The sequence below is a fragment of the Natrinema sp. H-ect4 genome (assembly GCF_041894845.1).
In the GTDB taxonomy this organism is placed as follows: Archaea; Halobacteriota; Halobacteria; order Halobacteriales; family Natrialbaceae; genus Natrinema.
Genome location: NZ_JBHDYC010000003.1, coordinates 90,419 through 116,319 on the forward strand (window position 1 = coordinate 90,419; position 25,901 = coordinate 116,319).

Below are 25,901 nucleotides of genomic sequence, written 5' to 3' on the forward strand. Positions count from 1 at the left end.
AGAAAAAATAATCACTCTAGTCGGCCTTCATTTGGTATGAGCAATCACCGAAACGCTGTTCTCTTCGTGATCCTCGGTGCGCTGTGGGGCGGTGCATATCCGGCGATCAAGGTTGGACTGGACGCGGTCCCCCCGGTGTTGTACGCTGCGGTACGATACGACATCGCGAGTCTGATCATGCTTGGATACATCGTTGTCGCAGTCGACTACTGGTATCCCCGGTCCCGTGCGGACTGGATCAACGCCACGATCGGTGGTGTCCTCATAATCGGTGCGTACAACGCGTTTTTATTTCTCGGCGAAACTATCGTTCCAAGCGCTGTTGCGGGTATTTTAGTCGGGTTGATGCCGATTTTCACCACTCTCTTTTCACGGCTTTTCCTTCCCAGCGAGGAGTTCGACCTCGCAGGGCTGGTCGGTGTCGCTCTCGGCTTTTTCGGTGTCCTAATCATCTCCCGCCCCGATCCCTCGAACCTGCTTACTACTGAAGTCGTCGGTCAACTGTTCGTTCTCGTTGCTGCCGCCAGCATGGCACTTGGCAGCGTTCTCACAGAGCGGTACGAAGCAACCCAGCCAGCGATAACGATGGAGACGTGGTCGATGCTTCTCGGCGCGATCTTCCTCCATATCGCGGTGTTCGCCCAACCCGACGTTGCCATCGATTCCGCTCGCTGGACCGATACCGCGCTCGCGATGGTGCTCTATTTGTCCGTCTTCTCGAGCGCGGTCGCGTACTTCATCTATTTCTATTTGCTCGAACAGCTGGGTCCCTTCGAAATGAACTTCATCGCGTATGCGGCCGCCGCGTTCAGCGCGCTCTTTGGCTGGGTCTTGCTTTCCGAGGGTATTACGATTGCGACGATAGTCGGATACGTCGTTATTCTCGGCGGATTCGTGTTGCTGAAACGCGATCGGATCCGGAGCGAACTCGGCTCATCCCCGACGCCCCAAACCTCCGATTGAGGGTGTTCACTCCCATCCATGAAAAGCCACTACGTCGGGAAGAGCCGTCTGTTCACGGACTCTCCTCACGCTTTGTGAGTAGTCGCTCACACACGTCGCATAGTACCGCTATCGATCGGTCGTATCCGCTCAATTCGAGGTGTTCGTTCGGTGCATGATCCAACGTCGATTCGCCGGGCCCGTACGTGACCATCGGACACTCCCAGGCTGACGCGAAGACGTTCATATCAGATGTCCCCGTCTTCCGCAACTGACGCGGCTCTTCGCAGTGCTCACGGATCGATGCACGGAACGCCCGGGCAACGTCCGTCCGTGGTGACTGGACAGTTGGTGGGATCTCATTGTTCCACTGGACGGTTCCACCTTCAAGTTGGTTGCTGACTATTTCGCGGACAGCCGTGATGGTGTCGGTCGGCGGAATCCGAAACTGGACGTCCATCGTCGCCTCGACGGACAACCCGTCGTCGTTGCGACCCGCATCGATATTCGTCGGTTTACAGGTCACTTGTTCGAAGACGCTCGTCCACTCGTCGCTTGCAAGCGCGTCATTGACGCGATGCCACCACTCGATCGCGTTCTGGATCGCGTTTTTTCGGGACGCGAGGAGTGTCTGGATTCGCTGGTCGTTAGATACCGCCCCGCTAGGAGACCGCGATAACCAAGTGTTACTCCGTCCCAACCCGACGGCTCTCCGTTGATCAGCGCGTCCGGCTCAGGACGGTCGGATCGAACGACGTGGTACGCCCCTCGAGAGTCAGTCTCCTCACCGACAACGCCAATAAAGCTACAACCGGTACGAATCGCTGCGACCGCCATCGCGGCCAATGCCCCCGTGGCATCGACGCTCCCGCTCCCCCACAGCGTTGGGACATCTCGTTTCGTTCCGGGTTTGACTTCGACCGGCATGTCGCCCCGAACGGTAGTAATATGCGAACTCAACAGGACGCCGTCATCGCCGGGAGCGCGGACGTTTCCGACTGTATCTATCCACGCTTCGCGACCACAAGCCTCGAAAAACTGCCGAAGAATCTCCGCGGCAGGACCTTCGTCGCCCGACGGCGAGGGGGTACTCACGAGATCGTACAACAACTCGCGGGTGGGATCACCACCGATCTGGTCAGGGTACTCGCGCTCGGCGGGTCGGACTCGGTTCATGCGATCACTCCGGGGGTGACGCAATTGCCGTACTCGAACCCTCCAACCGACTGGGTGGACGATCGGCCCACGAAGGGGTAACTGATAGAGGCGTGATCGCTGTTCCCGTCCGTGATCACAACCGTCTCGGCCGGCCTCGTACGCCTTCGGTTGAAACCGAGCGTCGAACGCCAACTAGGACGTACCTGAAACGTATTGTCGGCTTTGCGAGTCACACGAGGAACTCGCTCGTTGATTTCGTTATAGTACCAACTGAAACGATCCACACACCGATCGCGAAGCTGTCGTGCGATCGGGGTGCATTGACTTTCAGTGGCTACTATAGGGCTTGAGCCCGATTCGTAGTCGACCCTCGTTTCCCGAATATCGATACCTCGCGATTCGTGGTTCAGATCACCGTGTTTGCCACTGTGTAACCCGCCACTCGATTGCTGCCGGTAGTGCCGAATTTTGGTCTCCATACGTCTTCTCCGTGGAAGGTTCGATGATGGGTTCTATTCGCCCCAGTCCTCCTCGAGGTCCGGTGCTTCCTCGAGCGAGACGGGATCGGTCTGGATCACTTCGAGTTCGCTGCCACACATCGTACAGTCGATAACCTCTCCGGCCTCCGCGTCGGCCGGAAGATCGATGATCGTTCCGCATTCGACGCAGTTTCCGGTTAATTCGACCATGGTCAGTCACCTCCGGATGGGGTATCGATCAGTTGCTTCGGGTCCCGTTGGAACGCTTCGGCTTTGAAGTCCTGGAACGTACTCGATCTGCCCGCTGGATACACCTCTTGGCCTGCGAGCGTGTTTAGGATCGTTGCGTTCCGATAACACCCTAGACCGAGGTCAGGAGTGTTTATTCCGTGAGTGTGCAACTCAGCATTCTGAACGAATATTTCGCCGGGAACGCCGTTCGTCTTCAGCCGGAAGTCTTTGGTCACCTGTAGTCGCTCCTTTTCGTCGCGGTCGATCTTCTCTTCGAGCGGTTCGAGAAACGTCGGTTCCGGTCGCCGGTAGCCGGTACCGAGAACGATCACGTCACTTTGGTGGGTAAAGCTCGTTCCCTCCTGGTGTTGAGTACACTGGAGCGTATATCTGGGGCGGTCGTCATGACCGACCGCCTCGATGTCCTCGATTTCGGTACATGGAATCATACCGATATCTAGATCGCCGGCACCGATCGATCGTTCGTAGAGGAGATCGTATATCTCGTCGCTTGTCTGCGGGTCGATCCCCTTGTACAGGAGATCCTGTCTCTCGAGGACCGTGTCTTTCGTTTCTTGATCGAGATCGTAGAAGTACTCCGTGTATTCCGGTGTATAGATCATGTGGCCGAGCTTCGCATCGATCAGTTGGAAGAACCCTCGCGAGCGTGTGATCCAGTCTAATCGATAGTCGTGTTCGGACTGTTTTTCGAGGAGATTCTGAAAGACCTCGGCGGCGCTTTGCCCTGATCCGACGACAGTTATCGAATCGGCGTTTAAACACCGTTCACGGTGGTCCAAGTACGAGGCGGTGTGGAAGACATCTTCCGACGAATGGCCGCGCAGCTGCTTCGGGACGGAGGGTTGGCTTCCGATTCCCATGACGACGTTCTGGGCGGGATAGACCGTTTTCTCCCCCGTTTCCGGATCCCTCGCTTCGACCTCAAAGATATCCCCGTTCGATCGGATGGCCGAAACACGGCGGTCGAACTGAATCTGTGAGAGGTTCTCGGCGACCCATCTGCAGTACTCGTTATACTCCCGTCGCGGAATGAAAAACTCTTCGTAAAAGTAGAACTCGTAGAGACGGTCTCGCTTCCGTAGATAGTTGAGATAACTGTACGGGCTCGACGGATCGGCCATCGTGACGAGGTCAGCCAGAAACGGTACTTCGAGCGTCGTTCCCTCGATGAGGATGCCTTCGTGCCAGTTGAACTCGGACCGCTGTTCGAGGACGAGTGTATCCAGATCCTTGTCCATACCGTCTGCGAGCGCCGTGAAGCCGAGATTGAACGGACCGAGCCCGACTCCGATGACATCGTATATTTTGCTCATGCCGATACCTCCGATTCGAACGTTTCGCGACGACAGATCATGAGCTGTGCTCTCTTATCGTCCAACTGGATCTGCTTGTGGTGCTTGAAGCCACACTTCTCGAAGATGTGAATCACCTTCTCGTTTCGAACGTCCGGTTCAACGACGACTCGTTGCGTCTCGGGGTGTTGAAACTGAAATGCAAGCATCGTCTCGATCAGTGGTTTCGCGTGACTGTGTCCGAGGTACTCCGGCGGTCCAATGAGGAGATGGATCCCTTGATCGGCCAGATCCGCATCGTAGTAACGAGCGACTCGATCCTCGACAGCCCAATACGTTTCCCAGTAACTCATCGGCACGTGATCCAAGTAGCCGATATAGAGTGTTTGGTCCTCGTTCGCGGCTCGTTCGGTAATCGTATCGCGTACTTTCGGTAGCGGATCATCCTGTGTCCAGTATGGGAGGACGTGAGACTGGTTCAACCACTGATGAAGCCGCCCCAGATCTCGTCCAAGATCGACTTCACGGAACCCGATCATGCTTGCGTGATCGTTGTGATAGCGTTGGTAACTGTACTCCGCGACAACGGTTTCGTTTGGCCCCGTCACAGTTATCCGTTGAGCACCACCAATTAAATCAATATAAGTAAATGCAATAATTACCTATTACGGCTATATTTTATAAATTAACAAATATTAAATATAGATGGGTGAGATATAGATCCATGGCGTCAAAACAGAATCAGTCCGAACCGACGGGTTACGAACTGAGCGAAACAGAAGTCGACCAGTTCTACGAAGAGGGGTATTTAGGTCCGATCAAAGCGTGTTCCCCAGAAGTTGCACAGGAGTTCGCCGATCGGTTTCAATCGGAAATCCTCACTGGAGAGTACCCGAGAAGCCATACTGGCGCGTCCCCACGCCATGACCGACATCTCGATTCGTCGTGCGTCTACGAGTTTATTACTAATCCGAAGATCGTAGATAAGATCCGTTCACTGTACGGCCCAAACTTGTTGCTCTGGACATCCCACTTCTGGGAGAAAGAAAGCGGTGACGAGGGCGTCCCGTGGCATCAGGAGCAACACTTCAATGCGATCGAACCACCGATCACCGCGACGCTCGATCTGGCACTTGACCCATACAGCGAGGAATCGGGCTGTTTTCAAGTTATTCCCGGATCCCACAAGGAATTTATTCCCCATACGGAGGCCGGTGACGCCGAGTCACAAGGCATTGCCGACAGTGGCTACGTCGACGAGACCGATGCCATTAGCGTAGAACTCCAGCCAGGTGAGTTCCTCGTTTACAATACGCGATTGCTCCACCGAACTCTGAAGAACAACACAGACCGAAATCGTAGAACGATTTCGTGTCGGATCACGACCCCACTGGTCGATATCGATACCGATTCGCCGCTCCTCTACGACGAACACGAGGCGGTCATGATCGCTGGAACGGATTGGAACGGTCGCAACGAAACGACATCTCCGCCGGAAAAAACTGACGGCTCTCGATAACTGTGTGGGCTACCGTTGACGTAACCGTTCGGCGGTTTTCCACTCTCGAGGACTCGCGGTTAAAACGGCTGATTCCTGTCCGGCCGCCAAGAGCGGTGGGCTCCGAATGGTCAGGACTCGCCGGGCAGGATATCACCCAGTGAGTCGCCGATCGCCATCGCGGTGAAGACGACCGACACCTGACAGCGGTTCACCCAGGACTCGGCCCACGACACACGTCCCCACAGCGTCAGCAACCCCGCGGCGGTCGCGAACGCGATTAGCAACACCCAAACGGTGCGACGCGACCGACGCCGGCGGTCGCTGTACCGATTCGGCGAATTGACCGCTGTCGGCGGCTGAAAGGAACTGATTTTGACCCGAAAAACCGATACCGTTTTGCGGCCGTGCCTACCAGTATGGTACTATGAAACACGTACGGGGACCGCTGTGTTCGATCGACGTCGGCGAGCGAACGGCCGAGACCGAGGAGATCGATGATGTCCTCGAGTCGTATATCGGGGGGCGTGCGCTCGGAACGAAACTCGCACACGATCGGATCCCGTTCGACGCCGATCCGCTGGGCGCGGACAACCGGCTCTACTTCGCGACGGGCCCGATGCAACACTCGACGATGAGTTTCACCGGACGGATGTCGGCGACCGGCCTCTCGCCGCTGACCGACGGATTGCTCTCCTCGAACGCCGGTGGCTTCCTCTCGCGGAACTTCACCGGAACGGGCCACAGCGCCGTCGAGATCACCGGTGCCAGCGACGAACTCGTGATTGTCCACGTCACCGACGAGGGCGTCGAGTTCGAAGCGGTCCCGGAACTCGAGGAGGCGACCGTCCCCGAGACCTGCGAGTACATCGAGGACGAACACGGCCTCGGCTCGGAGCACACGACGGTTATCGGCCCTGCGGGCGAGAATCGGGTCCGCTTCGCCTCGATCATGACCTCCGAGGAGCGGGCCTTCGGCCGCGGCGGCCTCGGTGCCGTCCTCGGCGCGAAGAACGTCAAGGCGATCACCTTCGACGGCGACTCGACCCGCGAGGTCGAGATCCCGCCGCTCCAGATGGAGATCCACGGCGAGGCCGCCCAGGCCGAGCATCCGATGAAAGCGCAGGGGACCACCTCGGTCGCGGAGTACGCGAACATGGTCGAGGCCCTGCCGAGTTACTACTTCTCCGAACTCTCCTTCGAGGGGATCGACGGGATCAGCGGCGACCGCGTCGAAGAGAAGAAGTACAAGAAGGGCACCTGCTCGTCGTGTGCGTTCGCGTGCAAACTGCCGACGCGAGACGAGGAGTCCGGCCTCGAGACCGAGGGCCCGGAGTACGAGACGCTGATGGCCTTCGGCTCGAACTCGGGCATCGATGACATCGTCGATCTCATGAAGTCGAACAAGCTCTGTGACGTGTACGGGCTGGACACAATCTCGGCGGGCGACACCGTTGCGGCCTACCTCGCCAGCGAGGACGAGTTCGGCAACGCCGACCTGATCCACGACCTCGTCGAGAAAATCGCCCACCGCGAGGGCGTCGGCGACACGCTCGCAGAGGGCGTCGATCGGATTCACGACGAGCTCGGCGTCGAGAACTGGTCGGTCAAGGGCATGGAGTTCGCCGCCCACGACGGCCGCACTCTCAACGGCCAGGGACTGGCCTTCGCTACGTCGAACCGCGGTGCCGACCACATGTACGCCGAGTTCTACCCCTACGAGTACCCGCTCGTTGACGCCGACGACGCCTTCGACAAGGAGGGTCTCGAGGGGAAACCGCCGAAACTCGTCGAACTCGAGAACGTCAACGCGATCAAGGACAGCGCCGTCCTCTGTAAGTTCTCCCGGGACTTCATGACCGACGAGCGCCTCGAGACGCTGCTCGACGCCGACTACGAGGAACTGCTTGCGCTCGGCGGCGAGGTCGTCACGCTCGAGCGCCACTTCAACAACCAGCGCGGCTTCGACCGGGGCGACGATACCCTGCCCTACGAGATTCCGGACTTCGAGCAGGGGCTGGCCGAGTACTACGACGAACGGGGCTGGAACGACGACGGGACGGTCCCCGACGTGGCGTTCGAGGGCGGCCACGGCGCGCCGGCCGACGACTGACAGGACCGTCCGGTCGCTTTCTCACCGAATCGGAATTCGCGTCACCGACCGAGCCGGCGTTCTGATCGGAACCGTCGCGGTCGACGCGCCATCCGCGCTCGTCGACTCGAGTTCCTCGAGCCGTCGTTCGATACCGTTGTGGTGGCCCGCGCCGATAACCGCGATGACGTCGGTTCCCTCCCTGCGGAGCGCGTGGAGTCGCTCCGCCATGGCGCGGTCGCGCCGATCGATCAGCACGGCCGCGACCTCGGGGAGGAGCCGCCGCAGGTGGTCGATCGCCGGCTGGACGTCGTCGCCGCTCGTGATCTCCTCGAACGGCAGCGATAGCAGCTTTCTCTGATCGGCGTACTCCGCGGGCCCCATCGACTGTATCCGGAGCATCGCTTTCGGGATCGTCAGCGGCCCGAGCCGGCGGGAGAGAGCCTGCATGATTTCGTCGATCGGTTCGTCGATGAGCGCGATATCGGTCTCGAGCTCGGCGGCCGTCTCGATCGCCGCCTCCATGTCGGTGTACTCGGGATCGAGGCCGTACAACCGCACGACCGACCGCTGGAGCGCCCGCAGCGCGCTATAGGCGGCCGCGGTCGGCGGCGGCAGTTCGCGGGTCAATTCGGCGAGATCCGGGCCGGTGTCGCCCTCGAGACGGTCGAAACGTGACTCGTCGAGTTCGACGGCGACGAGATCGGGGGCCGCCTCGCGGATCGCCGCTCGGACGCGCCGCCGGTGCGTCGGTGAGAAGTGAACGCTGGGGACGAGGGTGATGGTTCCGTGGTCCGACATCCCGTATTCGTTCGTCCGCCAGCGGCTTGAATCCACGACCGCTCGAGGACCGACTCCGTCGAACCCGTCGGTCTCGGACGCCCGCCGACGGTTACTCGTCGCGCTTTTCCTCGCCGTTCTCCGGCGAGAGTCGGTCGTCACCGCGCGAGGGCAGCGGCGTGTCGTCGGCCCGCGAGGGATGGACGTTGAAGTTGTGGTCCCGATACGGGTCGCTCTCTGGGTCGTAGGAGAGTTCGCTGCGCTCGAACAGGTAGATAAAGAAGCCGATCAGCGGGAGACAGAACGTGATCGCCGCCCACTTTTTCGGCGGCTCGAGGCCGACTCGTCCGGCGTCGTAGTAGGCGACGGCGGTGAGCCCGAGGTGCCACAGGAGCGGAATTCCCACGAGTACCGCTAGCAGCGGGTCCATACGCCTATGGACGTGCTCGAGGCACCTAAATCGCTAGTTGCTTGCTCGAGGTGATCGGTTTGTTCTCGGCGGCTCGAGATGCGGTTGTCGCTGCAGTAGAATCAAAATGGATGCACCGATAGTGAGCGTTCTGCTATCGTGGCAACACGGAGAGGCCACACCCTCCCCAACCGATTCGCTCACTGCTCACGGTTCCCATCGGTCACCGTTCGCTATCGAGGGATTCACTCCGTTCATCCCTCGCATCGCTCGCTCATCCCTCGCACGGCTTTGAGTCGCGGTTCGTCACTGACTCACCGCGACCCAGCGCGCGCCACCGCACGTGGATTGGGCCCGTTGCTATCGTCTCTCCCGCCCAAAGAATCGCAAAATCGGATCGATCGGCCGCTCGCGGGTCACTGCTCACGGCGTCCGCCGTTCGCTTCTCGAGGCCCGCACGTCGTGAGGGCCTCGATCCGTTCCCCGCTCGCGATCCGCGGTTCTCGGCCGCTGGCCTCCGAACCGCGCTTCAGTTGACGTCGAACTCGATCGCCGCACCCTGACGCGACCACCTTTTGTCTCGGAAAGGGTGTTCGCCTCGCTCACACCCTTCCTCGCAAAACCTGGACCAAAAAGTCCAGACGAACTGCCTTAGTTGACGTCGAACTCGATCGCCGCACCCTGACCGAAGCCGACACAGAGCGTCGCCAGCCCGAGGCCGCCGCCGCGCTTTTGCAGTTCGTTAATCAGCGTGACCGGCAGGCGGGCACCCGATGCGCCCAGCGGGTGACCGATCGCGATCGCACCGCCGTTGACGTTGAAGATGTCGGGGTCGATGCCGAGTTCGTCGCGGGAGTACAGCGACTGACTCGCGAACGCTTCGTTGAGTTCGACCAGATCGTACTCGTCGATGTCGCGGCCGTTGCGCTCGAGCAGCCCCTTCGTTGCCGGGACCGGGCCGATACCCATGACGGTGGGGTCGACGCCAGCGACGTTGTTCATACCGACCTCGGCCATGATCTCGAGGTCGTGTTCCTCGGCGAAGGCCTCGCTGGTGATGAGCAGGGCAGACGCGCCGTCGGAGATCTGTGAGGCGTTGCCGGGCGTGACGGAGCCGTCCTCCTTGAAGACGGTCGGCAACTCGGCGAGCTTTTCGGCGGTGGTGCCGGGACGGAGCCCCTCGTCTTCCTCGACGGTGCCCTCTTCGGTCTCGATCGGAACGATCTCGTCGTCGAAGCGGCCTTCCTCGGTGGCTTCGACCGCGCGCTGCTGGCTGCGGGCAGCGTACTCGTCCTGTTCCTCGCGGCTGACGCCGTACTCCTCGGCGACCTTCTCGGCAGTCATCCCCATCTGGAGATCACCGAGATCGTACAGTTCGGCCAGCTTGGGGTTGATGTCCTCGAAGCCACCGCCCATCGGGACGCGGCTCATGTTCTCGACACCGCCGGCGATGATCGCGTCGCGGTTGCCGGCCGCGATGGCGTCGGAGGCGGAGATGACCGACTGCATCGAGGAGGCACACCAGCGGTTGATCGTCGTCGCCGGCACGCTCTCGCCGAGTTCGGAAAGCAGGGCGATGACGCGGGCCAGGTTGTTGTCCTGTTCGCCGCGCTGCTGGGCACAGCCCCACATCAGGTCGTCGATCTCCTCGCCGGAGAGGCCGGTTTCGGCCAGGATTTCGTCGATTAGCGGCACCGAGAGCCCCTCGCTCCGAACGTCGGCGTACACACCGTCTTCTTTCCCCTGTGGCGTCCGTACTGCCTTCACGACGACTGGCGTCTGTGACATATACTACCGAAGACCCCTCACGAACTTAAATCCGGTCGAACTCCCGTTCATACGCGAGCCGTTTACGGCCGCTGACGACCGCGAATCTCGAGTAACACGGTACTGCCGCCGTCCGACGGTCGAACTCGCTCGAGAACAACCCTTATCTCGGATTGCTGGTAATACGCGGGCATGGACGAGGACGGACCGAACGCAACTCGACTCGAGGCCGAGACGGAATCGGCGGCCGACGCGGAGGGCGACGGCGATGTCGCCGATGCGGATGCCACTTCTGATGCCACCACTGTTTCTGATGCGGACGCCGTTCTCGACTCGGACGCGTCCGGTTCGGAGGCTGCTTCCGATTCGGATACTGCCCCCGATTCGACAGCTCCCGCGGAACCGACCGACACCGATCCGGCGGGTGATGGCGACGCTGCAGACGGCGACGCGACTGACGACTCCGCTGGCGACGCGACTGACGGGGACGCGACTGACGGGGACGCGACTGACGGGGATGACGATGCGAGCGGTCACGAGAGCGAACCCGAAGATACCGGCGGCGGGTCGATGCCGGGCGTTCCGGACCCCGAACCGCAGGAGAACGATGTTCCGGAAGACGTCCGGAAGTACGCCCGCTTCACAAAGATGGACGGCGCGCAGTACGAGCGGGTCAACGAGTTCCTGCGGGATCGGACCTACATCACCGCCCGCGAGTGGGCCATCGCTCGCCTCTGTTCGGACTTCCGGACCGAGACCGGCGTCGAGATGACCAAGATCGGCGAGAACCTGCCGGAGCTGATCCCCTTCATGACCGACACCTACACCCCCCAGGCGGTCAACCAGGCCCGTTCCTCCTTCGAGGACAAGGTTCGGACCGCTGGCGCGACCTTCCTCTACGGCGCGATGTGTGACTTCTTCACCGCCGAGGAACTCGACGATGTCATGTACGAGGCGACGGAGGTCGCCAAGTTCCTGCTCGAGGTGGAGGGCGTCGACCTCTCGGTCGAGGACGAACTCGAGGCCGAAGAACGCATCTCGAGCGTAATGCGCGAGGTACGCGAGGCCAGCGAGGAACTCCGCGAACGGGACGACGAGTAGCTCACGGCTCGCGGGGACGACAGAGAACTATAATATGGCTGTAGCGAATCGATCGGCACACGAATGAATGGTTCACGTGACGCCGGGGCGGAGTCGATCGACGAGGGAGGGCTGTCGCCCGCCTTGCTTGGGATTGGCGTCGGCGTCGTCGACGTGGCTGTGTTCGCGTACCTCGGCCTCGAACTGGCCGATGATCCGGTCTTCGGTGCGTTCGTCGGGCTCGTACTCGGGATCGGAACGTACCTGTTCCTTCCCGGGGTTATGGCGAGGGATCGCGAACGGGATACCGACGACCTCGAGCCGGTGACTGTCGGGACCAGAGTCCGGAGCTTCCACCGGACGGCGGCTGGACTCGCGCTCCCGCCGGCGGGGATCATGCTGTTTGCGTGGCGGCTCATCAACGACTCCCTCCTGCTCGGCGTCATTGGAACGGCCGTCATCGCGCTGGCGATCTACGTGCCGCTCGCGGTGTTGCTCCCGCGACGCCTCGCCTGAGGTGTGTCGATCGGGACGAGACGATCGCCGTCGATCCGTCCGCCGACCACGACTCGTTGCACCTGCGAGTGTGTTCCTTTTGCCCACTCGAGAAGTAGGCCTCCCGTATGACTGACCTTCCGCTGACACCCGAGCGCGGCTGGGAGTCGCTGTACCTCGCGGGTAGCTGGACCGACGCTGGCGACCGGGACGCGATCTCCGACGAGAATCCGTACACGCGCGAGGAGATCGCGACCGTCCCGGCGGCGACCGCGGACGACGTCGATGCAGCCTACGAGGCCGCGGCCGAGGCACAGGAGTCGTGGGCCCACCAGCCGCCTCAGGCTCGAGCGGGCGCGATCAACGCGGCGATCGAGTTCGTCGGGGATCACCGCGAGGAGATCGCCGAGTTGTTGTCCGTCGAGTCCGGCAGTGCGCCGGTCAAGTGCGAGGCGGAGATCCAGACCGCCCGCGGGATGATGCAGGAGGCGGCGAGCTACCCATTCCGAATGAGCGGCCAGCACATGGACTCGATTACCCCGGGGAAGGAGAACACCGCTGAACGGGTGCCCGTCGGCGTCGTCGGTGTCATTTCCCCGTGGAACTTCCCGCTCCATCTCTCGATGCGGGCGGTCGCGCCCGCCATCGCGGCCGGCAATTCGGTCGTGCTCAAGCCCGCCTCGAACACGCCCATCACGGGCGGGCTATTGCTCGCGCGAATCTTCGAGGCGGCCGGCGTGCCGGAGGGGGTCCTGAGCGTCATCCCCGGTCGCGGCTCCGAAATCGGTGACGCGGTCGCCGACCACGACGTTCCGCGCGTCATCGCCTTTACCGGCTCGACCGAGATCGGCCAGCGCGTCGCCGAGAAAGCGGCCGGCAACTGCGCGCTGCCCGCGCTCGAACTCGGCGGGAACAACGTCCACGTCGTCACCGACGAAGCCGACCTCGAGCGAGCCGTCGACGGCGGCGTCTTCGGCTCCTTCCTCCATCAGGGGCAGATCTGCATCTCGACCAACCGTCATCTCGTCCACGAGTCGCTGTACGACGACTACGTCGACGCGCTGGCCGATCGAGCCGCGTCGTTGCCGACCGGCGATCCGACCGACGAGGACACGATCATCGGTCCGATCATCGACGAGAGCCAGCGCGATCAGATCGTGGACTACATCGAGGAGTCGGTCGACGAGGGCGCGACCCTCGAGACCGGCGGCGATCACGATGGTCTCGTCGTCGAACCAACCGTGCTCTCGGATGTCGACAACGACATGGCTGCGGCCTGCAACGAACACTTCGGGCCCGTCGCGCCCGTGATCCCCTACTCGAGCGACGAGGAAGCGATCGAACTGGCCAACGACACGATCCACGGTCTGTCGGGATCGGTCCACAGCGAGGATCTCGAGCAAGCCCGGAAAATCGCCGACGGGATCGACACGGGCATGATCCACATCAACGACCAGCCGATCAACGACGAGCCCCACGTTCCCTTTGGCGGGATGAAGCAATCCGGCATGGGCCGGTACAACGGTGAGCAGATCCTCGAGGAAGTGACGACGACGAAGTGGATCTCGGTTCAGCACGAGCCCCGCGAGTATCCGTTCTAACCCTCGAGGGGGGGAACTCATTCGAAGAGCGCCAGCAGCCGCCCCCAGCTCCAGATTACGAGCCAACCTGCGAGGAGGACGAACAGGAGATACAGCGGCAACGCGTCCACGGCGACTCCGCGGGCGACGACGGCCTCGAGCAGCCCGCGCCGAGCCAGGAGTATACCCACAGCCGCGATCAGCAGCGAGCTGGCGGCGATGGCGACCGCCGTTCGGTTGGTCACGATTCGCGATCCCTCGCCGTTGTGATCTGCGGTCCGTTGGTCGTTCATCGCTCAGGTAGTGACTGTCCCCGCTCCAGTGAAACGGTTGTACCTGCGCGTTCCGGTCGGCCGGTGAGTTGGTAGGAACAGACTGAGCATCTAGCGGGCCAGTGTGCCATCCTACAGGATTTCATCGACCAGACGTACAGTTTAGTGTACCTATCGCACTTTCGCTTTGAGCATTGTAGCTGCCGCTCTTGAGGTATTCGCGATGTACGAGGGTTGGGATATCAACTGCCTCGCGCCACAATTGCGGGGCTTGTCAGTGAACTCGGTCTCTGCCGATGATTAATCGGACGGGACGAACCCCCGAGTCGACGTCACAGTTCCTGACTTCAGGGCGAGTTGACTGTCGCCCGTCCGCCGAGACGACTGTAGGCCCCGACGGACAAACCGCCACCCAACGTTCTTCGCACCAACGTAGTCAGCGTTCGCTGTCGAACCACACGACTCACACTCGAATTCGGACTGAGTAACGCGATTCCCTTCACTCGTGTGTCCACACTCTGGGCACCGTCGACTCGTGTCCTTCGGCGATACGAACTCCACAGATATTCTCTCCTTCTCTGCTTTGTATTCCACGAGATCGACGAGTTGGCGATGCGCCCACTGGTGCAGGTCCTTCACCGGCGGCGTACGCTTACGGATGTGCCTCAGGTTCTCGAATGCAATGTATTCACAGTCGTGGGTGAGTGCTTCCTCGATGATGCGGTTGGCGACCTGGTGGAGGGAGTCACGGACGTAACGTGATTCACGTCCGCTCATCTGTTGGACCGTGCGGTGGGCAGACTGCGTCCCGGTCTGCTGTAGGGAACCACGAATCTTTTGGAATTGCCGGTGTCGATGCCGCAGTTCTCGTCCGGACGCGAAATAGGCCGTGGAAGTGGTGGCAATGTTGACGATACCGAGATCAACGCCGAGAACTGTCCTGTCCTCGGCGTCATTCTGTTGTTTAATTTTCTTCTCTGGCTTCCGTTTTCGGAAGCCGAGATGGAGGTAGTAGTCATCATTACGCCGCGACAGCGTGGATTCGGTGAGCTCCCAGTCCTCATCATCGAGATACTGATGCTGGTAACCGTCTTCGTCCTCTGGCAGAGCGAGATCGCACCGAATGCGGTCATCGACTGTCGTGAGTGATACAGTGCCATCATCGAACAATGTCATCGTCCGAGTGTCGTACTTTATCGTGTCTGCGGTGAACTCGGGACGGGAAGTTTTGTAGTTCTCATCGAGGTCCTCGATTTCTTCGACGCCGGAGAGGGCGGCTGCAGCTTGGTGGGTTGCGAGAATTACGTGTTGACTTCTGAGGCGTGTCTTCTCACGAACCTCGTCATAGGCGAGGTCTTGGAGGGATGTTTTCCGTGTTTCACCGATTCCCCATCCAATTTGGCTACTGATATTGCAGGCTGTCTGCCACTCCTGAATGGTAGAGTCAAGCAGCTGTTGCTGCTCTGAGGTGAGTTTCGGACGGGTGACCGCGGTCCGTCTCAGGTAGTCGTCAGCCACATGTTCAAATATGCCAGTGAGATACTTAGTAGTTCTCTGTCATTCCGTCGGACACTGTGATCTCGTCAGTACCGCGTCACGGAGAGACGCCTCTCAGTTTGAATTGGTATGCGAGGGTTGGGATTCGAACCCAAGGACCCCTACGGGAGCGGGTCTTAAGCCCACCGCCGTTGGCCTGCTTGGCTACCCTCGCACAGAAGTGCACTCGAGCGTTGTCCCGGGCCGGGGATGTGCGTTTCGGTGTGTTCGCGTCGATGAGACGTCCCGCTGCCCTACCAGTCGACGCTCAGCGTGCCGTCGCCGTGGGGGTCGGGCGAGATTTCCTCGTCGGTCCGGCGGTCGACGACGTGGATGCAGCCGTCGTCTTTCTTCGCCGGACAGATCTCGGCGGCACGAACGTTGTGCTCGAGGTCCTCCTCGTCGAAGAAGTACTCGTTCGGCTGGGCCATGCCCGAGGCGATGGACATCTCCCAGTTGGCGCTGACCTCGGCGCACTTGCCCGCGCCGAAGCACTTGTTGGCCTCGAAGATGATCTTGTAGGGCTTCTCGTCGACCGGCGGCGCGTCGCTGGAACCGACATCGCTGGCGCGCTGGATGCCGTCGTCGTCGCTCATATGTACCCGTTCGAGCGAGCCGTCTTTCGCGTTACGGTTGGTGCGACGACGTACATTGTTGCCAAATGAAAACAACCTTTTAGTACTAATACATGTAGAACAAACGGCTAGACATTTTATTGGATCTATTTCCTGTTTTGATTTAGAAGTATGAAAATCCTATACGTCATATAATGTGGTATATTAAAATATGTTGGCTTTTCAGCTACCAGTCGAAGGTGTGGCTAAGTCCAATACCTCCGATACAGTATTGACAATCCAACCAACGTCCACAGAGATCTTCAGGCGGTACACACAAGTCTGCCGACCCTCCAACTGATATCTCACTTTTACCACTCCACTTAATGTCAATACATAAGTCGAGAGAAACAGGAAATTGTCCTGGCCGCCAATCAGTGCAAAGACCCTTATTCTCACCATAGCTTATCTCTATTCCCCATACCTTGAATTCGCTTTTTCCAATCTGGAATGTTAAGTTGGCATCTGCTGATAGCCCTCCAGCATTGAGTTGAATCCCCATTTTAATTGCCCAGTCGGTCCCTCCTAAAGCTGGCGCGCTGTTAGGGATTTCACCTGATGCAAGAGTGTGATACAGATTAGGTAATGAGGCTGTCGTTACGGAGACCGTGGTCACATCAGAATTTGAATTTAGATTTCCACTGGAGAACCTTCCTCTAGCGTTAGATGAAGTTCCGTTTATTATAATTGGTTCCCCAGAACCTGGTTCTGCGTTCTTGTATTTTCCAAGGTAAACATCGACATCTTGTGGGGGTTGAGGTTCCACTCTCTTTCCATTCTCTTCTTTCTCTTTTACGATAATTTCCCACTCATCAGTATTTGCATTTTCAAGCGTAACTTCTCCATTTTCATTCTCCCAATATTCATTATCTAATATATATTTGGAGTTTGCGTTCATGGCATTTTCTCTCCTCCGGGTAGAGTTACCATCTGTATCGTCCTGAGCAGCCGCTACCCCGGGGTAACCGACTAGCGTGGTACCAAGTCCTGCAGTAGTTAAAAGTGCTTTTCGCCTGGGGATTTGGTTCCGATCATTATCGGACATGTACTACCTGATCTATGGTACAGTATTTTATATTTACCGAATATATTTATTATTAATAGGTGGGTAAAATGTATACTATGGGTTATGTGATATGAGTTTCATAATTTGGCCATAGAAAATAGCTGGAGATGAGGAGATCTACACCATCCAGAAATCAGCCAATTATAACATCAATATTCTAGAATGAAAAATATCATTTAGTGATATTTCTGCCCATAAATATGGTTTCTGTAGTCGTTAGATCCGTGAGATTCGTCGTATCGGCAATTCGGTATCTGAATCAATACTCTACATCTGGCAATTCCATATATTTCATATAAAAAGGTTAAAACCTTGAATACATTCGCATAAAATAACAAAATGGAATACAATTCCTTATTTAACTGTACTCTCTTGGCTTTTTCTTCTATTCTCTCCAGTAGGATGGTATCGTGACAGTATCTTTACCATATATAACGTATATGGATAAAACAAAAAAATTTATAAGGTGATCAATTACACGATTCACTGATGAGATCCGAACCAAAGATAAATCCTCGCGAAAGTCTTCCTCTTCTTCTTCTTGGTAATTTGTTTCCTCTTGCTGGAATCGCAGTTCTCGGATGGCAACTGCATGAAGTGCTGTTCGTGTATTGGCTCGAGGTCGGATTCATTGTCATCCTCTACAGTGGACTGGTACTTTTTGCGAGTCGAGAACCGAGACCGGATGATCGGGATTTCAACCCACCGACGCTCAATATTCCGCTTTTGGATACACGGTCGGGTATCATACAGCCGGTCGACTGGCTGCCACCACTATACCGCCGAAACGTTCCATACGCTGTCGGACAGTTCGTCTGGGGGATCGTTTTCTGGTGGTCTCTCTCGGTACTGCTGATCATCTTTTCGTATCCCGAACCAGTCGAGACCGGTGCCGAGGGACGGCCCCTTTTCGGCGAAGGGCTAGCCGCCATAGTAGCGACATCCTCTCCCGTACTTCTCCTCAATGGACTTGTACTGCTCGTCTCACAACTTCTATTTGTTCGTCATTTTTTCGTACATCACACGTACAAAACCCTCTCAGCACCCATGATCGCTGAAATCCCGGCTCGGCAGATCGGGTTTTGGATAGTTGTGGGGGTCGTTGTACAAATCGTAGTCCCGCTACTACTCTGGCCAGTGGCTATCGTGTTCGACGCGAAAAGCGCTATCGAGAGCGGGATTCCCCTGCTCGCGGTTTTTGCGAAGCTCACGATGGAGTGGTCAATCTATGGGGGACGCTGGATCGACCAGTCCGATGGCCTTGCCCGCTGGTTCACCCCCAATGATCCACAAACAGGTAAGTGATGGTCGGTAATCATTGCACGTGCCTCTCTTCTTGCGCTGCGTCTCTCTAGTCGTGCAGTCACTTGAGAACTCCGATGGCGAGAGCGTGAATTCAACGGAGCCATTCGCTCGAGAATAACTGTAATTCGATTACGCCGGCACCTCCTCCTTCGGCTCCGGCAGGTTGTACGTGACGCCGGTCAGGTTTTCCGAGACGGCCCACAACCGACGGGCCGTCTCCTCGTCGTACGATTGATCCGAGGAGGCCTGTCGCTCGGGCGTGCCACGCATGTTCTGGAAGCCGCCGGGGCCGTAGTACGCGCCGCCCTCGGCGTCGGGCGCGGTCGCGGCGTACAGCGTCGGGAGCGCACCCATCTCGGCGGACTGCGCGACCACCGTGTTCATCAGTTTCATCGCCGCCTTCCGAACTTGGCTCCCGCTCTGCTCGGGCCCGCGGTACTGCAACTGCGTGTTCGCGTAGCCGGGATGCACTGCCATACTCTGTGCGTTCGTATTCGCGGTGAGGAACCGTCGCTCGAGTTCGTACGCGAACAGGACGTTCGCCAGCTTCGACTGGGCGTAGGCCTCCCACTTGTCGTAGGACTCCTCATGCTGAAGATCGTCGAAGTCGATCTCGCCGCTCTCGTGGACCCCGCTCGAGACGGTGACGACCCGCGCGGGCTCCTCGCCGTCGGTCGCTAGACTCTCGAGCAGGAGGCCGGTGAGCGCGAAGTGACCGAGGTGGTTGACGCCGAACTGGGTCTCGAAGCCGTCCGCGGTCTCCGAGCGCGGGATCGCCATGACTCCCGCGTTGTTGATCAGCACGTCGATCGCCTCGTCTTCGAGCCCCGCTGCGAAGGACCGAACGGACTCGAGGTCTCCCAGGTTGCACCCCTCGACACGCAGGTCGGCGTCGGGAATCTCGCCGCGAACGCCGTTGGCCGCGTCCTCGCCGCGCTCGACGCTCCGGCAGGCCATGATCACCGTCGCGCCGTTGCGCGCGAGTTCGCGGGTGGCCTCGAGGCCGATGCCGCTGTTCGCGCCCGTGATGACGATCGTTCGGCCGTCCTGTTCGGGAATATCGTCGGCTGTCCAGCTCATAGGCGTTCTATACCGCCCGTGCCCTAAATGGGTGCGCCGTGGGTGATCCGGAAGGCGCTCGGTCGGGACGGGCGAGATTGCGGTACTACTCCCGCTCTTGCGAGGCGGACAGCGTGAACGAGAACGTCGCGCCCTCCCCGGGCTCGGAGTCGACCCAGATCTCGCCGCCGTGGCGTTCGACGATGCGTTCACTGAGCGCGAGCCCGATACCCGTCCCCTCGTACTCCTCGCGGCTGTGGAGCCGATCGAAGATGGTGAACACCCGATCCTGATTAGCCGGGTCGATGCCGATCCCCTCGTCGCGGACCGAGAGCACCCACTCGTCTCCCCGCCGGTCGGCACTGACGTGGACCCGCGGCGGCTCGTCACCGCTGTACGTGATCGCGTTACTCAGCAGGTTTTGGAACACCTGTCGTATCTGGCTGGCGTCGCCCTCGACGCGGGGCAGGTCCTCGACGGTGATCTCGGCACCGCTCTCCTCGAGTTGTATCTGGAGGTCCTCGCGGACGTTCTCGAACACTGCGTTCAGATCCGTCGGCTCGAACGGATCGCCCTGCGTTTCGACCCGGGAGTACTCGAGCAGCCCGTCGATCATCTCGCGCATGCGGTCGGCCCCGTCGACGGCGTACGCGAGGAACTCTTTGCCGTCCTCGTCGAAGGCGTCGCCGTACCGGTTCTCGAGCAACTGCAGGTAACTCGTGACCATCCGGAGCGGTTCCTGCAGGTCGTGGGAGGCCGCGTACGCGAACTGCTCTAAGCGCTCGTTCGATTCCTCGAGCTTTCGTTGATACTCCCGGCGCTCGGTGACGTCCTGCACCACGACCATGCCCGCGAAGATCTCGTCGTCGCCGTTCCTGACGGGGAGCGTGTGGGCGTACAGGTGACGGCCGTACCGTTCGACTTCGAAGGAGTTCGTCTCTCCGTCGAGTGCCGCGTGAAAGTACGGCTCGATCTCGTCGATCAGGCCGTCCGGATGGAGCTCGTCTATGCTGCTCCCGACGCGGTCTTCCGTGGCAACGCCGACCGTATCGAGGAGTTGCCCGCCGACGGCCGTGTACGTGAGGGTCTCGTCGAATAGGCCGACCGCGCCTTCCGGGAAGTTCTCGACGAGTGTTCGGTAGCGACGTTCGGACTCCTCGAGCCGGCGTTCCCGGGCCGTTCGCTCGCTGATGTCTCGGACGATGCCCACCCGGTGCCATCGACTGTCGTCTTCGGGCAACATTGCGAAGGTCCCCTCGACGGGAAGCGTCCCGCCGTCCGCCGTCCGAAGTTCGGCTTCGACGGAGGGCCACTCGACGTCCGTATCCGCGGTGGCGATTTCCAGTTCCCGGATCTTCCCGGCCACCGTGTCGTCGACGACCGCGGACGCGTCCGTGCCGACGAGTTCGTCGGGGGTGTAGCCGAGCATCTCGGCGTACGTCTCGTTGACCATGGTAAACCGTCCGTCCTCGTCGACGACGTAGACGCCGTCGTTGACGACCTCGACGATCGTTTCGTAGCGCTCGAGGTGGTTCTCGCGCTCGACCTGTTCGGTCACGTCCTGTGTGAAACTCAGCCCGGCGAAGATGTCTCCGTTCCCGTCGCGGAGCGGCGTCGCCCAGACGCGCCAGTTTCGGCCGCCGAACGCCGTCTCCGTGCTGTCAGTTTCGCCGTCCTCGACGGCCGCTCGGAACAGCGGCTCGAGGTCCGTGACCGTTTCGTCGGGGAACACGTCGGGCATTCGGCTCCCCTCGAGTCGGTCTGCGGACGGGAGCACCTCGCCGAGCATGGTACCTTCGGTCAGCGTATACTCGAGATCGCGGTCGTAGACGCCGACGGCACCGTTCGGAAAGTGCTGGGCCAGCGCCCGGTAGCGGCGCTCGGACTCCTCGAGCGTTCGTTCGCGCGCACGCTGTTCGGTAACGTCGCGGAAGTAGACGGAGAGGCCGGTCGCCGACGGATAGGCGCGAACCTCGAACCACGCGTCGAGCGGCTCGGGGTAGTACTCCTCGAACGTGACGGTCTCCTGTTCGGCCATCGCCCGTTCGTATTCCGATTTGAACGCCCGTTCGCTGGCTTCGGGGAACTCTTCCCAGATTTCCGTGCCGATCAGCTCACGCCCCTCGGGGTTGATCAGTTCGTGTGCGCGATCGTTGAAGTAGGTGAACCGCCACTCCTCGTCGAGCGCGAAGAAGGCGTCCGAGATCCGGCCGAACAACTCCTCGCGTTCGGCGTGTGCCCGCTCGTTCTCGACGGCCGAGGCGAGGACGTCCGCGACACGTCCCACGAAGTCGGTGTCGAACTCGGTGAACACTCGCTGGTCCGTCGTGTACGTCTCGAGGACGCCCCACGACTCGTCGTCTGTACCGATCGGGACGCTGACACCGCTCACGATGTCGAAATCGGTGAGCGACGCTGGGCCGCTCGTTCGCTCGTCGGCGCGCAGGTTGTCGACGACGACGGGCTCCTCGGCGGGGCTGGACTCCGCCGACCGCGAGTCTCGGTTTATCACGACGGTCGCGTTCCCGACGACCCCTGCCGTGCAGCCGACGCCCGCTCTGCAGACGCCCTCATTTCCGTCCGGTACCCGCTCGAGGACGACACAGTACTCAGTATCTAACGTCTCGGCGACGGCAGCCGTCGCATCGTGGCAGAGCCCATCGAAATCGGTCCCCGCCAGCGCCTGCTGGCTCAATTCGGTGATGACCTCCTGTCGGCGAAGACGCGCGTGGAGATCCACATCAGTCGGCGAAGATGTGCCCATTCGACAGCCCATAGTCGCGCAGGTGATATAACGTCTCGGTCACTCACGGCATCGATACAGTCCGTGACGTCGCGCAGGAAATATGCTACAAAACGGCAGTTTGCACCTCGAATACCGCTCGAGTTACTCGTCGTCGACGGAGACGGACTCGAGGACGACGTCTTCTTTCGGCTGGTCGTTGGCGTTCGTGTTGACGTCGCCGATCTCTCGAACGACGTCCATGCCGCTGGAAGACTCGCTGCGCTCGTCTTCCAAGCCTCCACTCGCGTCGCTCGCGGAGACGTCGGTGACCTTGCCGAAGACGGAGTGTCGGTCGTCGAGGTGGGGCTGAGGACCGAGCGTGATGAAGAACTGCGAGCCGTTGGTGTCGGGACCGGAGTTGGCCATGCTCAGGACGCCCTCGTCGTCGTGGCGGAGTTCGGGGTGGAACTCGTCGTCGAACTGGTAGCCGGGTCCGCCGCGACCGGTCTCGGTCGGGTCGCCGCCCTGAATCATGAAGTCCTCGATGACGCGGTGAAAGATCACGTCGTCGTACAGCGGTTCGCCCTCGATGGTGTCACCCGTCTCGGGATCGATCCACGCACGCTCACCCGTCGCGAGGCCGACGAAGTTCTCGACGGTCCGCGGTGCGCGCTCGTTGTAGAGCTCGATGTCGATATCGCCCTCGCTCGTGCGTATCGTTGCCGTCGTCCCTCCGCTCGGAGCCCCAGCTTCGGACGACCCGCTCGCGTCGGGTTCCGTGTCTTCCGAATCATCCCCCGCGCAGCCGGCGAGCGCCAGGGCGAGACTCGAGGCGGTTCCAGCTAGTACCGTTCGTCGATGGCAAGTGATACCGCTCGTTGGCGTGGCACCGAAGTAACCATATCGGATTCCCTACCGGTGATGGATGGTAGATTGCGCTCGAGTCGAGCACACGAACAGCCGGAAAATCGTCCGCAATCGGTCGATCGACGCGTTACTCGTAATCGACGGAGACGGACTCGAGGACGACGTCTTCTTTCGGCTGGTCGTTGGCGTTCGTGTCGACGTCGCCGATCTCGCGAACGACGTCCATGCCGTCGGTGACCTTGCCGAAGACGGAGTGTCGGTCGTCGAGGTGGGGCTGAGGACCGAGCGTGATGAAGAACTGCGAGCCGTTGGTGTCGGGACCGGAGTTGGCCATGCTCAGGACGCCCTCGTCGTCGTGGCGCAGGTCGTCGTGGAACTCGTCGTCGAACTGGTAGCCGGGGCCGCCGCGACCGGTCTCGGTCGGGTCGCCGCCCTGAATCATGAAGTCCTCGATGACGCGGTGGAAAGCCACGTCGTCGTACAGCGGCTCACCGTCGACTTCCTCGCCCGTTTCGGGGTCTTCCCAGGTCTTGCCGCCGGTCGCGAGACCGACGAAGTTGTCGACGGTCCGCGGCGCGCGCTCGTCGTAGAGTTCGACCTCGATATCGCCCTCGTTCGTGTGCAGGGTAGCAGTAACGTCTCCCATACATTTAGAGAGGGCAGGACGAGTGAAAACGGTAGTGGTCTCGAGCCGCGAGCCGTCGCAGACTGCTCGAGACTCGCCGACCAGTCACCGACCGTGACGGTACCGGCCACCGACGGCCTGCCGCAGGTACATACCGCCGGACGTGGAACGGCGTGACATGAGCGCAGGCACGCACACGGCCGAGCGAATCACGCTCGCCCGGTTGCCCTCAGGCGTGGAACTGACGACGACGGTCCACACCTATCGCGGCGACGAATCGGGCCCGACGCTGTATGTGCAGGCAGCCCAGCACGGCCGCGAAATCAACGGGACCGAGGTGCTGCGGCGGTTCCACGATCGACTCCCGCTCGAGTCGCTATCGGGGACCGTGATCGCCGTCCCCGTCGCGAATCCGCTCACCTTCGATCGCGTCTCCTACACGACGCCGGAACAGTTCGACAGCGTCAACCCGAACATGAACCGGATCTGGCCGGGTGACAGCAACGGGAGCCTCCACCAGCGTATGGCCGCCCAGCTCTGGGAGTTCGTCACGGCGGCCGACGCCCTCGTCGATCTCCACACGGGGAGCCCCAACATGCTCCCCCACGTCGTCTACCGCGAGGACGACGAGCGCTCTCGCAGCCTTGCCGACGCCTTCGGAACTGACCTCCTCCTGTCCGAACAGGCCGACGAAGACGCTCCCGACGAGTGGCACCACCGCGGTTTCGCGGGAAAGCTCCGGGTGGCCGCCGCCGAGGAAGGGATCCCGGCGATTACGCCCGAACTCGCGCACAACAAGCAGATCCTCGAGGACGTCGTCGACGAGGGTGTCGACGGCCTGCTCGACGTCTGCCGGTATCTCCGTCTCCTCCCCGGTGACATCCCCGAGCGCGACCCGATCGTCGCCCGGAACCACCTCGGGCAGGTCACCGCCGACGACTCCGGGCTCTTCCGGCCGGCTCCGTCGCTCGAGGTCGGCGAGTCCATCTCCGAGGGAACGGCTATCGGGACGGTCTATCATCCGGCGACGTACGAGCCGCTCCATGACGCCAGCGCGGACCGCGACGGGGTGCTCTACGCGCTCACCCGCGAGGCGACCGTGACCACGGGGGACCAGCTTGCGAGCGTGGCGCTAGTCCGTGAGGAGTGACCGACCGCAGGTCTTGGGGCGAGCAAACGGGCCGTCTCAGGCCGAGAAGCCGCCGTCGACGACGAGTCCGTGGCCGTTGACGAACGAGGATTCCTCGCTGGCCAGAAAGAGGATCGCGTCCGCGATCTCCTCGGGTTCGGCGAGGCGTTTGAGCGGATACTGCTGAATCATTCGCTCGCGAGCTTTTTCGGGATCCGCCTGGTCCTCGAGATACTGATCGAGCAGGGAGGTCTCGGTGAAACCGGGACAGACCGTGTTCGCGCGGACGCCGTACGGGCCGGCCTCCGAGGCGACCGCCCGCGTCATGTTCAGGACCGCGCCCTTGCTCATCGAGTAGGCGGACTGCTTCGGGAGCCCGAGGATGCTCGCCAGCGAGCCGACGTTGACGATGGCACCGTGGCCCTGTTCCTTGAGGTGGGGGAGTGCCGCGTGACAGCCGTTCCAGACGCCCTTGACGTTGATGTCGATGACGAAGTCACGGAGGTCGTCCTCGAGGGTCTCGAGGCTGCCGGCCGGATGGCCCGTCCCGGCGTTGTTGACCATCACGTCCAGTCCGTCGTCCTCGGCGACCGCGTCGACGACCGCGTGGAACTGATCGCTGTCGGTTACGTCGAGTTCGTGGAACTCGGCGTCGCCGCCGGAGTCCTCGATGGCCTCGGCGACCGCCTGTCCCCCCTCGGTGTCGATGTCGGTGACGATGACGCGCGCCCCTTCTTCGGCGCAGCGCTCGGCCGTCGACCGACCGATCCCCGACGCCGCACCCGTGATAACTACGGTTTTGTCTTCGAGTCGCATACGTCTCGCATCGAACGGCTGCTACATAAAATCGTTCATAATTACCGTGTTCGGGAATCATTC

General features: G+C 60.5%; 23 protein-coding genes, 1 tRNA gene and 2 pseudogenes. 8 read left to right on the forward strand and 18 right to left on the reverse strand.

From position 1 onward, the window contains the following. Positions 1 to 36 precede the first annotated feature (36 nt). Positions 37 to 963, forward strand: a complete 927-nt coding sequence (locus tag ACEWFR_RS05785; protein WP_374060138.1) for a DMT family transporter — start codon at positions 37 to 39, stop codon at positions 961 to 963. A gap of 52 nt (positions 964 to 1,015) precedes the next feature. On the opposite strand, the pseudogene ACEWFR_RS05790 reads toward ACEWFR_RS05785, so the two are convergent. From ACEWFR_RS05790 to ACEWFR_RS05805, 4 genes and pseudogenes are all read right to left on the reverse strand, one after another. Continuing rightward, positions 1,016 to 2,118: pseudogene (locus tag ACEWFR_RS05790) on the reverse strand ([LysW]-lysine hydrolase). 494 nt (positions 2,119 to 2,612) lie between these two features. After that, on the reverse strand, positions 2,613 to 2,789 hold the full coding sequence (lysW, locus tag ACEWFR_RS05795) for a lysine biosynthesis protein LysW (protein ID WP_374060139.1): 177 nt from the start codon (positions 2,787 to 2,789) through the stop codon (positions 2,613 to 2,615). A 2-nt stretch (positions 2,790 to 2,791) separates the two neighbouring features. After that, complete coding sequence (locus tag ACEWFR_RS05800; RefSeq protein WP_374060140.1) at positions 2,792 to 4,144, reverse strand: lysine N(6)-hydroxylase/L-ornithine N(5)-oxygenase family protein; 1,353 nt, start codon at positions 4,142 to 4,144, stop codon at positions 2,792 to 2,794. Further along, the gene (locus ACEWFR_RS05805; protein WP_374060340.1) at positions 4,141 to 4,662 is read right to left on the reverse strand and encodes a GNAT family N-acetyltransferase; all 522 of its coding nucleotides are present in this window, start codon (positions 4,660 to 4,662) and stop codon (positions 4,141 to 4,143) included. The genes ACEWFR_RS05800 and ACEWFR_RS05805 overlap by 4 nt, the downstream gene beginning before the upstream one ends. Positions 4,663 to 4,847: 185 nt before the next feature. Between ACEWFR_RS05805 and ACEWFR_RS05810 the strand changes: the two genes are divergently transcribed. Further along, positions 4,848 to 5,642 (forward strand): phytanoyl-CoA dioxygenase family protein, encoded by a 795-nt coding sequence (locus tag ACEWFR_RS05810; RefSeq protein WP_374060141.1) that lies wholly within the window; start codon positions 4,848 to 4,850, stop codon positions 5,640 to 5,642. Between the two features lie 110 nt (positions 5,643 to 5,752). Here ACEWFR_RS05810 and ACEWFR_RS05815 read toward each other — a convergent pair. Beyond that, positions 5,753 to 5,926, reverse strand: a pseudogene (locus ACEWFR_RS05815) (DUF2391 domain-containing protein); the annotation flags it as partial. Positions 5,927 to 6,048: 122 nt separating this feature from the next. Here ACEWFR_RS05815 and ACEWFR_RS05820 point away from each other — a divergent pair. Continuing rightward, the gene (locus ACEWFR_RS05820; RefSeq protein ID WP_374060142.1) at positions 6,049 to 7,734 is read left to right on the forward strand and encodes an aldehyde ferredoxin oxidoreductase family protein; all 1,686 of its coding nucleotides are present in this window, start codon (positions 6,049 to 6,051) and stop codon (positions 7,732 to 7,734) included. A 21-nt stretch (positions 7,735 to 7,755) separates the two neighbouring features. Here ACEWFR_RS05820 and ACEWFR_RS05825 read toward each other — a convergent pair whose 3' ends face one another. The 3 genes from ACEWFR_RS05825 to ACEWFR_RS05835 all read right to left on the reverse strand — a co-directional run bounded on the left by ACEWFR_RS05825 (position 7,756) and on the right by ACEWFR_RS05835 (position 10,690). Beyond that, a complete protein-coding gene (locus tag ACEWFR_RS05825) occupies positions 7,756 to 8,514 on the reverse strand; it encodes a TraB domain-containing protein (RefSeq protein ID WP_374060143.1) in 759 nt (252 codons plus the stop codon). A gap of 91 nt (positions 8,515 to 8,605) precedes the next feature. Continuing rightward, positions 8,606 to 8,923: a PLD nuclease N-terminal domain-containing protein gene (locus tag ACEWFR_RS05830; RefSeq protein WP_098724784.1), complete on the reverse strand. Its 318-nt coding sequence runs from the start codon at positions 8,921 to 8,923 to the stop codon at positions 8,606 to 8,608. A gap of 630 nt (positions 8,924 to 9,553) precedes the next feature. Further along, the gene (locus ACEWFR_RS05835; protein WP_374060144.1) at positions 9,554 to 10,690 is read right to left on the reverse strand and encodes an acetyl-CoA C-acyltransferase; all 1,137 of its coding nucleotides are present in this window, start codon (positions 10,688 to 10,690) and stop codon (positions 9,554 to 9,556) included. A gap of 171 nt (positions 10,691 to 10,861) precedes the next feature. Here ACEWFR_RS05835 and ACEWFR_RS05840 point away from each other — a divergent pair, with 171 nt between their 5' ends. The 3 genes from ACEWFR_RS05840 (at position 10,862) to ACEWFR_RS05850 (ending at position 13,845) form a co-directional block, all read left to right on the forward strand. Next, positions 10,862 to 11,770, forward strand: a complete 909-nt coding sequence (locus tag ACEWFR_RS05840; RefSeq protein ID WP_374060145.1) for a DUF5806 family protein — start codon at positions 10,862 to 10,864, stop codon at positions 11,768 to 11,770. 63 nt (positions 11,771 to 11,833) lie between these two features. Beyond that, positions 11,834 to 12,265 carry a hypothetical protein gene (locus ACEWFR_RS05845; protein WP_374060146.1) on the forward strand — a complete coding sequence of 144 codons (432 nt, stop codon included), beginning with the start codon at positions 11,834 to 11,836 and terminating at the stop codon, positions 12,263 to 12,265. A 107-nt stretch (positions 12,266 to 12,372) separates the two neighbouring features. Further along, entirely contained in the window at positions 12,373 to 13,845 is a 1,473-nt protein-coding gene (locus tag ACEWFR_RS05850) for an aldehyde dehydrogenase family protein (RefSeq protein ID WP_374060147.1), read from the forward strand. Positions 13,846 to 13,862: 17 nt separating this feature from the next. Here the strand turns inward: ACEWFR_RS05850 and ACEWFR_RS05855 are convergent, their stop codons facing one another. From ACEWFR_RS05855 to ACEWFR_RS05875, 5 genes are all read right to left on the reverse strand, one after another. Continuing rightward, positions 13,863 to 14,117, reverse strand: coding sequence for a hypothetical protein (locus tag ACEWFR_RS05855; RefSeq protein ID WP_374060148.1), 255 nt, complete (start codon positions 14,115 to 14,117; stop codon positions 13,863 to 13,865). 279 nt (positions 14,118 to 14,396) lie between these two features. Beyond that, positions 14,397 to 15,614, reverse strand: a complete 1,218-nt coding sequence (locus ACEWFR_RS05860) for an RNA-guided endonuclease InsQ/TnpB family protein (protein WP_374060149.1) — start codon at positions 15,612 to 15,614, stop codon at positions 14,397 to 14,399. A gap of 109 nt (positions 15,615 to 15,723) precedes the next feature. Beyond that, positions 15,724 to 15,807, reverse strand: a tRNA-Leu gene (locus ACEWFR_RS05865). A gap of 79 nt (positions 15,808 to 15,886) precedes the next feature. Beyond that, positions 15,887 to 16,228, reverse strand: coding sequence for a ferredoxin (locus tag ACEWFR_RS05870; protein ID WP_374060150.1), 342 nt, complete (start codon positions 16,226 to 16,228; stop codon positions 15,887 to 15,889). Between the two features lie 205 nt (positions 16,229 to 16,433). Then, complete coding sequence (locus ACEWFR_RS05875; protein ID WP_374060151.1) at positions 16,434 to 17,291, reverse strand: hypothetical protein; 858 nt, start codon at positions 17,289 to 17,291, stop codon at positions 16,434 to 16,436. 510 nt (positions 17,292 to 17,801) lie between these two features. On the opposite strand from ACEWFR_RS05875, the gene ACEWFR_RS05880 reads away from it, so the two are divergent. Then, positions 17,802 to 18,617 carry a DUF6498-containing protein gene (locus ACEWFR_RS05880; RefSeq protein ID WP_374060152.1) on the forward strand — a complete coding sequence of 272 codons (816 nt, stop codon included), beginning with the start codon at positions 17,802 to 17,804 and terminating at the stop codon, positions 18,615 to 18,617. Positions 18,618 to 18,746: 129 nt separating this feature from the next. On the opposite strand, the gene ACEWFR_RS05885 is transcribed toward ACEWFR_RS05880, so the two are convergent. The 4 genes from ACEWFR_RS05885 to ACEWFR_RS05900 form a co-directional block, all read right to left on the reverse strand. Beyond that, positions 18,747 to 19,697 (reverse strand): oxidoreductase, encoded by a 951-nt coding sequence (locus tag ACEWFR_RS05885; RefSeq protein ID WP_374060153.1) that lies wholly within the window; start codon positions 19,695 to 19,697, stop codon positions 18,747 to 18,749. Between the two features lie 85 nt (positions 19,698 to 19,782). Then, positions 19,783 to 22,452, reverse strand: a complete 2,670-nt coding sequence (locus tag ACEWFR_RS05890; RefSeq protein WP_374060154.1) for a PAS domain-containing protein — start codon at positions 22,450 to 22,452, stop codon at positions 19,783 to 19,785. Positions 22,453 to 22,563: 111 nt separating this feature from the next. Beyond that, complete coding sequence (locus tag ACEWFR_RS05895; protein ID WP_374060341.1) at positions 22,564 to 23,118, reverse strand: peptidylprolyl isomerase; 555 nt, start codon at positions 23,116 to 23,118, stop codon at positions 22,564 to 22,566. A gap of 277 nt (positions 23,119 to 23,395) precedes the next feature. Next, positions 23,396 to 23,914 (reverse strand): peptidylprolyl isomerase, encoded by a 519-nt coding sequence (locus ACEWFR_RS05900; RefSeq protein WP_098724777.1) that lies wholly within the window; start codon positions 23,912 to 23,914, stop codon positions 23,396 to 23,398. Positions 23,915 to 24,071: 157 nt separating this feature from the next. Here ACEWFR_RS05900 and ACEWFR_RS05905 point away from each other — a divergent pair, with 157 nt between their 5' ends. After that, positions 24,072 to 25,043 carry a succinylglutamate desuccinylase/aspartoacylase family protein gene (locus ACEWFR_RS05905; RefSeq protein WP_374060155.1) on the forward strand — a complete coding sequence of 324 codons (972 nt, stop codon included), beginning with the start codon at positions 24,072 to 24,074 and terminating at the stop codon, positions 25,041 to 25,043. Between the two features lie 36 nt (positions 25,044 to 25,079). On the opposite strand, the gene ACEWFR_RS05910 is transcribed toward ACEWFR_RS05905, so the two are convergent. Next, positions 25,080 to 25,838 carry an SDR family NAD(P)-dependent oxidoreductase gene (locus tag ACEWFR_RS05910; RefSeq protein WP_374060156.1) on the reverse strand — a complete coding sequence of 253 codons (759 nt, stop codon included), beginning with the start codon at positions 25,836 to 25,838 and terminating at the stop codon, positions 25,080 to 25,082. Positions 25,839 to 25,901 lie beyond the last annotated feature (63 nt).

Excerpts from the sequence above, each read along its gene's own strand:
- ACEWFR_RS05810 (WP_374060141.1), top strand. The coding sequence starts at position 4,848 with ATGGCGTCAAAACAGAATCAGTCCGAACCGACGGGTTACGAACTGAGC.
- ACEWFR_RS05880 (WP_374060152.1), top strand. The coding sequence starts at position 17,802 with ATGAGATCCGAACCAAAGATAAATCCTCGCGAAAGTCTTCCTCTTCTT.
- ACEWFR_RS05825 (WP_374060143.1), bottom strand. The coding sequence starts at position 8,514 with ATGTCGGACCACGGAACCATCACCCTCGTCCCCAGCGTTCACTTCTCA.
- ACEWFR_RS05855 (WP_374060148.1), bottom strand. The coding sequence starts at position 14,117 with ATGAACGACCAACGGACCGCAGATCACAACGGCGAGGGATCGCGAATC.
- ACEWFR_RS05800 (WP_374060140.1), bottom strand. The coding sequence starts at position 4,144 with ATGAGCAAAATATACGATGTCATCGGAGTCGGGCTCGGTCCGTTCAAT.
- ACEWFR_RS05875 (WP_374060151.1), bottom strand. The coding sequence starts at position 17,291 with ATGTCCGATAATGATCGGAACCAAATCCCCAGGCGAAAAGCACTTTTA.
- ACEWFR_RS05805 (WP_374060340.1), bottom strand. The coding sequence starts at position 4,662 with ATGATCGGGTTCCGTGAAGTCGATCTTGGACGAGATCTGGGGCGGCTT.
- ACEWFR_RS05905 (WP_374060155.1), top strand. The coding sequence starts at position 24,072 with ATGAGCGCAGGCACGCACACGGCCGAGCGAATCACGCTCGCCCGGTTG.
- ACEWFR_RS05885 (WP_374060153.1), bottom strand. The coding sequence starts at position 19,697 with ATGAGCTGGACAGCCGACGATATTCCCGAACAGGACGGCCGAACGATC.
- ACEWFR_RS05785 (WP_374060138.1), top strand. The coding sequence starts at position 37 with ATGAGCAATCACCGAAACGCTGTTCTCTTCGTGATCCTCGGTGCGCTG.
- ACEWFR_RS05830 (WP_098724784.1), bottom strand. The coding sequence starts at position 8,923 with ATGGACCCGCTGCTAGCGGTACTCGTGGGAATTCCGCTCCTGTGGCAC.
- ACEWFR_RS05835 (WP_374060144.1), bottom strand. The coding sequence starts at position 10,690 with ATGTCACAGACGCCAGTCGTCGTGAAGGCAGTACGGACGCCACAGGGG.
- ACEWFR_RS05870 (WP_374060150.1), bottom strand. The coding sequence starts at position 16,228 with ATGAGCGACGACGACGGCATCCAGCGCGCCAGCGATGTCGGTTCCAGC.
- lysW (WP_374060139.1), bottom strand. The coding sequence starts at position 2,789 with ATGGTCGAATTAACCGGAAACTGCGTCGAATGCGGAACGATCATCGAT.
- ACEWFR_RS05845 (WP_374060146.1), top strand. The coding sequence starts at position 11,834 with ATGAATGGTTCACGTGACGCCGGGGCGGAGTCGATCGACGAGGGAGGG.
- ACEWFR_RS05890 (WP_374060154.1), bottom strand. The coding sequence starts at position 22,452 with ATGGGCTGTCGAATGGGCACATCTTCGCCGACTGATGTGGATCTCCAC.
- ACEWFR_RS05900 (WP_098724777.1), bottom strand. The coding sequence starts at position 23,914 with ATGGGAGACGTTACTGCTACCCTGCACACGAACGAGGGCGATATCGAG.
- ACEWFR_RS05820 (WP_374060142.1), top strand. The coding sequence starts at position 6,049 with ATGAAACACGTACGGGGACCGCTGTGTTCGATCGACGTCGGCGAGCGA.
- ACEWFR_RS05850 (WP_374060147.1), top strand. The coding sequence starts at position 12,373 with ATGACTGACCTTCCGCTGACACCCGAGCGCGGCTGGGAGTCGCTGTAC.
- ACEWFR_RS05910 (WP_374060156.1), bottom strand. The coding sequence starts at position 25,838 with ATGCGACTCGAAGACAAAACCGTAGTTATCACGGGTGCGGCGTCGGGG.
- ACEWFR_RS05840 (WP_374060145.1), top strand. The coding sequence starts at position 10,862 with ATGGACGAGGACGGACCGAACGCAACTCGACTCGAGGCCGAGACGGAA.